Annotated in this window: 4 protein-coding genes; 2 read left to right on the forward strand and 2 right to left on the reverse strand. The window is 45.1% G+C overall.

Translation table 11 applies throughout. The features are described 5' to 3' along the window. Window positions 1-44 precede the first annotated feature (44 nt). Window positions 45-950 carry a LysR family transcriptional regulator gene (locus L1D50_RS20005; protein ID WP_128725441.1) on the forward strand — a complete coding sequence of 302 codons (906 nt, stop codon included), beginning with the start codon at window positions 45-47 and terminating at the stop codon, window positions 948-950. Here the strand turns inward: L1D50_RS20005 and L1D50_RS20010 are convergent. Beyond that, complete coding sequence (locus tag L1D50_RS20010; RefSeq protein WP_239966669.1) at window positions 933-3,533, reverse strand: TonB-dependent receptor; 2,601 nt, start codon at window positions 3,531-3,533, stop codon at window positions 933-935. The genes L1D50_RS20005 and L1D50_RS20010 overlap by 18 nt on opposite strands. A 99-nt stretch (window positions 3,534-3,632) precedes the next feature. On the opposite strand from L1D50_RS20010, the gene L1D50_RS20015 reads away from it, so the two are divergent. Then, window positions 3,633-5,738 (forward strand): winged helix-turn-helix domain-containing protein, encoded by a 2,106-nt coding sequence (locus L1D50_RS20015; RefSeq protein WP_239966670.1) that lies wholly within the window; start codon window positions 3,633-3,635, stop codon window positions 5,736-5,738. A 37-nt stretch (window positions 5,739-5,775) separates the two neighbouring features. Here the strand turns inward: L1D50_RS20015 and L1D50_RS20020 are convergent, their stop codons facing one another. Beyond that, entirely contained in the window at window positions 5,776-7,104 is a 1,329-nt protein-coding gene (locus L1D50_RS20020) for a TonB family protein (RefSeq protein WP_128725444.1), read from the reverse strand. Window positions 7,105-7,195: the final 91 nt, after the last annotated feature.

The raw sequence follows: 7,195 nt of genomic DNA on the forward strand, positions 1-7,195 counted from the left end.
ATATATATTCATTTGGTGTAAAGACTTTTTCCTAAGAGGAAAGAATGAGAAAGGAATACGATAAACTTCACCTACTTAAAATATTGTGTTGTGTCGCTGAGCTGCGCTCCTTTAGTCGAGCAGCAGAACAGCTCGGTACCACGACATCAGCGGTGAGCAAATCGATAGCACAGCTAGAATCGTCATACGGACAAGTACTTCTAAATCGAACAACTCGCAGACTCGCATTGTCTGATGCCGGTAAGTTGGTTTATGAAAAAGGGAAAAAGATCCTTCGCGCGCTACGCGATTTGGAAGAAGAAGTCGAACAGGTTGGTGTGCATCAATCCGGGCATCTAAAAATTACCTTTCCGAATACGATAGGTCGTATGCTATTGAGCCAAATCTGTATCGATTTTCAAAAGCGCTATCCACAAATAAAACTTGAGCTGATGTTTACCGCAGCAAATCAAGATTTAATCGAAGACGAGATTGATGTGGCTTTTAGGCTGTCTGCTGCACTCAAAGATAGTCAATTTTATGTCTTGAAATTAATCAATATAAACTCGACTTTTGTTGCTGCTCCCAGTTATTTGGCGGCACACGGGAAACCCGAGCAGTTGGACGAACTGAGTAGGCATAACATGTTGTTATCAAAGCTTAATCATGTTGAAGATAGTTGGCATGACGGAACCCGGAGTTACGCTTTGCAAGGTAATTTGATAGCGAATAGTCGCTTTCACATTCGAGAGGCGGTGTTGGCAGGATTGGGGATTGCCATGCTACCGTCTTATTTCTGTCAACGAGATATCGATTCGGGCGCTTTGGTTGAGCTGTTTCCCGATCAAAAAAGGCCCGAAGTTACTTTGCATGCCATATATAAAGTGAAACGAGAGCACTCTGCCAAGCTGGACCTATTCTTAGGGTTTTTACAGGCGCAGTTATCATGCAAATCAGAATTGGTATCTTAGCCCCACGTAGTAGCGCCGACCGTTCACATATACCCCTGTTGGTGCATACTCGTTGCGATCATAGGTGTATATTTGTTCGTCGGTTAAATTAATAAACTCAAATTGCGCATCGAGGTTATCACTCAATTTCACCGTGAGGCTACCGTCTAATTGGCCGTAATTATCCATCATGGTCTCGCCTACACCGGTGGCAAACTGGGTTCGATAATTATAGCTAAGCCGTGCGCTAAATTGGTGGTTCTCGTAGTAAGCGGTAAGGTTAGCGCTGTGTTTTGAGGTGCCAGGCACTTTGTCCTGTAAGCCAACGTCAGCGTTGTCACGTTCGCCATCAACGTAGGTGTAATTGGCGATTAGCCCAAATCCGTACGCAAGTGTTTGCTGGTAACTTAGTTCAACGCCACGGATGCTGCCGCCAGCGCCATTACTGGGCCTATCGATAGACATCAAAATGCCTTCATGACGTTCAAGTTTTCTCTCAAATTCAATAAAAGACTCCACATCCTTGTTAAATAAAGCGATGGAAGCGAGTCCTGCGTCATCAAAGTACCACTCAAGGCTGGCATCAAACTGCGCCGCTCTGTATGGATCTAGACTGGCGTTACCACCTTGTCCTTGAGCTTGGGTCACGTTGTAATTGGTTGAGGGCATAAGGTGATGAAATTGCGCTCGTGACATGACGCGCGCAACGGAAAAACGGCCAACCAGACTTTCGCTTAAATCAAACTTGATATTGGCGCTGGGTAGAATATCGATGTAATCCCGAGATTCTTCATGCCAAACATAGCTGTCGGGTGCTTCGATGGGGGAGGCGACACGTTTAAATGCGGCAGAGTCTTGAAAGGTTTTGACCACCCGTACCCCAATGTTGGCTGCATAGGATTCACCAGCGAGTTGCATTTGACCGTAAGCGGCGGCGGTTTTTTCTGTAATATGAAAACGACTGGCTTTTTCTATCTCTTGTTCAAAATTGAGCGTATTGAAGTCTTTGGCGAGCAGCGTAATATTGGCATAACTGTAGTTTTTTAAGGTGTTTGCACTACCTACGCCGCGCAAATAATCATCTACAAAAGTGCCCGGATAGGCGGCCAGTGTAGTGCCAAGCTCGCCGGCTAGACCATCAAGCCCTCCATCTTTGGAACGATAGCGCAAAAAGTCCCGTTGATGGTCCTTGAGTTTAATGCCAAATTTAATCGCGTCGACCTGTTTAAAGTCGATATCGTACGCAAAATCGGCTTGCGCGAAGTATGATTTATCTTTGCCATCTTGGCTGTCATTTCGAGCTTCGGTGATAAACCAGCTCGGTGCATCTAACGGTGAAATCCCATAACTTGCGACGATGTTCTTTCGCATTGACGTATCAACATGAAAGCGGGTGTTAGCAGAAAACTGTGACGTGATGTCTTCTGTGGTGCCACCTGAGCCGTGGCTTAGACCTACTTGAAATTGGCTCGACCAATAAATACCGTTATAGACTAAGTCTAGATGAGCACTTTTAGTGCTGATCTGCGAGTCTCGCCAAATGGCTTCCATGCTGGTATTGAACGGCGCAGCTGTGGGTAAATAGTGGGCGCTCACCAAAGTACCATCTTGTACATGTAAATCGGTTACTCCGCCGCCTAGGTCAATAGACTTTGCACTTTGCCAGAGAAAGTTTTGATTGTTGTTGTCTGCGTTTAGATGAGAATAAAGTAAGTGGCTATTTAACCTAAGCCGTGGGGAAAGCTGGAACGCGGCATTGACTGTATAAGCCTGTAATTCTCTTTGCTGCTGAAAAATTGCCGAACCCCCACCTCCTGGAAACCACAACGTCTGGCTTTTATTTTGTGGGGTCTGCTGGGTGGCATACCAAGTATCACCTTCACCTTGGTATAATGTCCTATCGTGCCATCCCCACGATTCTAGGCCGTCGCGTCTGAGGCTGCGATCTCGTCGTGTTGCGGTAAAAAGCACTGCATAGTCGCCAGTTTCGCTATGGTAGTTATAAATTGCAGATAATTGTGGGTCGAGTTTATCGCTCAAGTCACTGTATTGGAACTGGGCTGTAATAACGCCATAGCCTGAAGGCGTAAGCAGAGGGTCGCGGGTTTTTATATTGATTGCACCACCTAATGAACCTTCATCCTGCATAGCTTGTGGTGTTTTGAACACCTCAAGACTAGAGACGATTTCACTGGGTAATAAGGTAAAATTAAAACCTCGGCTTGGCTGACTTGAGATCCACCAATCAGCGGAGGCGAGATATTGACCATTCAAATAGGTTCTATTTTGCTCGGGGGTTGTGCCTCGCACGCCGATCCGTTCACCTTCACCTTGTGCTCGAGAGAGTGAGATCCCAGTGATCCGTTGCAGCGCCTCTGCGACGTTTTTATCTGGAAACTTACCTATGTCTTCAGCACTGATCGTATCTGAAACTTGTTGATTGTGGCGTTTATTACTGAGAGACTTGACAACGCTGTCATGGAAGGCACGGATTTCGATGCGTTCTATGGTATTTTCAGCTGTCTGATTTTGCTCAACGGCATCACTTGCAGCTGTGATAAAGAATGCGCTACAAGAAACTGTTCGGATGAGAAATTCTGACATTGTGCTCAACTTATAATACGAGTAAGTTACCTTTAGTTGATACTCATAATACGCTTTTATTACGAGCCTAACCATAGTTTTACAAATTTTTAGTAGTTGATGGTTGAAAACTTAGATAAACGTTTTTTAATCAATGAGATACTTGTCGACCTAAGCAATTTATCTGTGTGTGTTGACGGTTCTTGGAGAAGCATCGAAGCGAAGCATGCGGCATTATTGCGTCTATTGATTGCTAACAAGGGAGAGGTTGTTACCAGAGACGCTATCTTAGATATCGTATGGCCCGGTACTATCGTCAGTGATAACTCTGTTAGCCAGCTGGTAGTACAGCTACGTAAGCTGCTTGGTGACAGTTCAAACGAGCCAAAAATAATTAAAACGGTACCACGTCTAGGTTATCAATGTATTGCACAAATAAAAAAAGCCCCGACGCTACTTGAGCAGGTAGAGGATCTGTCTCGCGGGCGTGGCGCGCAATTTGCGCTGCTCGGTTTTTTTATGGGTCTGGTGGTGACTTTGCTTGGCGTTTTTATTGCCAAGCAATGGCAAAGTGAATTGCAACAGCAGCCCGTCAGAGCAACTCGGATCACATCCTCACCGGGTGCTGAAGTCTTTGTGCGCTTTTCTCCAAATGGTAACTATTTAGCCTACAGTTATTTAGCTGAGGGAGCCGATCAATTTGATTTGGCGGTCTATGATCTTGAGACTAAAACAACCCATACGATAAAAAGCAGCGGTTATAGTGAAGAGTCAGCAAGTTGGTCTTTAGATGGTAACTGGCTGATTTATTCGCGCTCGGATCCGGTTTCCTGTGAAGTACGGGCGTTACACGTTAAAGGTCCAATAGAAATGTGGCGACTAGCGCGCGATAGCGTGCTTGGCAGCTGTAATAGTGCACAAGACTCAGCGCCTTGGCTAGAATATCGAGCGGGCCATTTTATCACTAAGTCTTGGGATAAAGCTGGGGCCTATTTGCAATCTGTAGCGGTCACTTTCGCGGATAATCATCCTAAAGTGCTCAACACCACGGCCTTGCCTATTCGCGACGTAACACATTATCAAGTTAACCAACAAGCGCTGTTGTATCAGGTAAAAGAGCAAGGCGTTTATCGCCTAAATCTGGGGCAACTTGGGGACTCTGAAAGTCAAACCACCACACTCTCTAAGCAGTCTTTTTCGGCATTAAGCCATGGTTATCAAGACGATACGGTTATTATCGCCAAACAAAACTTGAGTGTTCTTAAAGGTCGTGAGCAACAGTTGTTATACGCCGGATTTGGTGCGATATCTGAGATTGATGTCAATACGCGCTTGCGTGCTTCGGCGCACACTGAGGGCGTGGCTGAAATTAACTTTTATCGGCTTGCTGTAGATGCACAAGGCGAAGCGCTGCAAAAGCAGTTAACGTCGCCCGCTAGAATGGACCTACTTGCCGCTTTATCTGATGATGGCGCACATTTTGTTTATACCTCGGTGACAGCCAAAAATAATGATGCACCACAATTTGAGCTGTGGCACAAACATGCTTTTCGGCCAACGTCGAGTTTGCTTGGTACGATGCCGATGGGAGAAGTGCCTATTTTGCTATTGCTGTCACCAAATAACGAATATCTCGCCGTGTTATCAAAGTCGCACAAAGTGTATCTAATAAGCTCGTTTACTAAAGAGGTGAAAAAGGTAGTTGATAACTTTGCCGAAATTGCCGACTTGCATTGGTCACAGGATGGCAGAGACCTGTATTATCGAGCGAAGCTCTCAACTGAAGCCAAGTGGCAGGCGTGGCAATTTACCGTATCTCAAGGGCGTAGTGAGCAACAGCCTTTTGTGACTCATTCGTCTGATTTACCCCTGACTCAGAAGAACGCAAGCTTTGTGGGGTACAAAGAACAAGTTAGGGAATACCTAGTTGCTGCGCTGGCTGAAACAATTGATGTAGAGCAGTTACGTGGGTCTTTATCTCTTTACCAGCCAGCAGTATACCGAGACGGGGTCTACTTTGTACTGAAAAGAGGCCACCAATTGGTGCTTTATCGCTATTTAAGTAGTGAAAACAAGGTCGAAGAAATTCAACCAATTGGGTTACACGTTTATGCGGGGTTTACCGAGTTACAGGTATTATCAAGCTTTGATGGCAGTCAGGTAGTATTCAATCGGATCAACAACTATGAAAGTGACATTGTATTACTGGAGTACGGTGACCGATGAAGACAGTAATGTTACGAAGCTCAGTGTAGATAAAAAGTTAGTTAGCTAGCTTTTGCTGGAATGAGCGTATTGCTTTACTACTCCAATTTCGCTGTGATGCCGACTTCAATGCTTGTGAGGCAAGCTTTTTGGCTTCTATCTGATTGTCTGTAAGCTTGGCAGACAGTAGAAGCAGTTCAGGATGTTCGGGATCGATGGTGAGACCATGACGCAGCCAAGTTTTGGCCTGAGTTTTGTCCTTGAGACGAGTTAGATAAGTGTTTGCTAATAAAAGTGTGGAGCGCAAATGGCCATTATTCGAGGCCTCGGTAAGTACTTTTAGCGCACGTGGAGTATCTTGCTGCTCTTCGTTTGTGAGCAGTGATCTTGCTAAGCGATATTTTGCGATATCCATGGTTTGTGCTGCATGTTCTAGCCAAAGTACACTAAGTCGATGTTCTCCCACATTGATAAGCTGAGTCGCTAAGCGATATTGTGCCAAGTCCAAGCCATTTTTGGCTGCGGCTAAATATAATTCATTTTGTGGCTCTTCAGATCGCCAGTGATAGCGCAGTAGCTGATACGCGTTGTAATCTTTCATACTCAACCAGTTAGCAATATAGTATTGTACTTGCGCCACACCACGCTCTGCCGCATCGATATTCTGCTTAAGCTGTTTTTCGTAGGCCTTTTTTTGAATGGCTAAGGTTTCGCGGTATTGCTCGCCTTTATACGTCGCAAAATGGTAAATCAAGGTGTGTGCTTGCTTTGGACCCGTATATCGCCACTTCTCTACCGCATTTAACAGGCTAGCGGTGAATATATGCTTGGGGTAGCTATCTACGACCTCAATATTGATTGCCTTACCGCTTTGGTCGATATCAAACTCTAACCAAACCCAGCCCTCAATTCCTTGTCGTACGGCCTCATCAGGGTAGTCAGGCAATACATCGTGAGTTTTACTCGGCGTAGAAATGATATTGGGTTGTTTGAGTCGGGCAAGCGTTGAGTCAAGTAAGTAGGTATCTGCCAAACGGTTTTTTTGAAGTGTTACGAAATCCTTTAGACCACTCTGGTCATCGGACTGCTGCAAAACGAGTTGCGCAGTTTGAAAGGCTTCTGCAATACCGAATTCTTTAGCCAATGAAAACCAAGCAAAGGCATTTGCGGCACTTTGCTGGGTTCCTTGACCGTACAAATACATCACCCCAAGATTATACATGGCGTCTGCATTACCTAATTGAGCTAGGCGATTGAATTCAGAAAATGCATGCGTGAACTCTTCATTCTGATAGGCGAGGGTAGCATCGTAAAGATCGGCTTTTGTCAGCCAGCTCATGCTTAGAAAAAATGAAAAAATAAGCCCAGAAATGAGATTGTTGCGCATTTTATTGATTACTCATCCTCGGACTGCTCTTTGGGGTTGCTATGGTCATTTTGAAAAGGCTATATAACCACAATATAAGGGAAATTTAAAT

Source organism: Pseudoalteromonas sp. Isolate6 (genome assembly GCF_022398435.1).
GTDB classification, from domain to species: domain Bacteria; phylum Pseudomonadota; class Gammaproteobacteria; order Enterobacterales; family Alteromonadaceae; genus Pseudoalteromonas; species Pseudoalteromonas galatheae.

What these genes read in the sequence shown, in the direction of transcription:
- L1D50_RS20005 (WP_128725441.1), top strand. Translation starts at nt 45, where the DNA reads ATGAGAAAGGAATACGATAAACTTCACCTACTTAAAATATTGTGTTGT.
- L1D50_RS20010 (WP_239966669.1), bottom strand. Translation starts at nt 3,533, where the DNA reads ATGTCAGAATTTCTCATCCGAACAGTTTCTTGTAGCGCATTCTTTATC.
- L1D50_RS20015 (WP_239966670.1), top strand. Translation starts at nt 3,633, where the DNA reads ATGGTTGAAAACTTAGATAAACGTTTTTTAATCAATGAGATACTTGTC.
- L1D50_RS20020 (WP_128725444.1), bottom strand. Translation starts at nt 7,104, where the DNA reads ATGCGCAACAATCTCATTTCTGGGCTTATTTTTTCATTTTTTCTAAGC.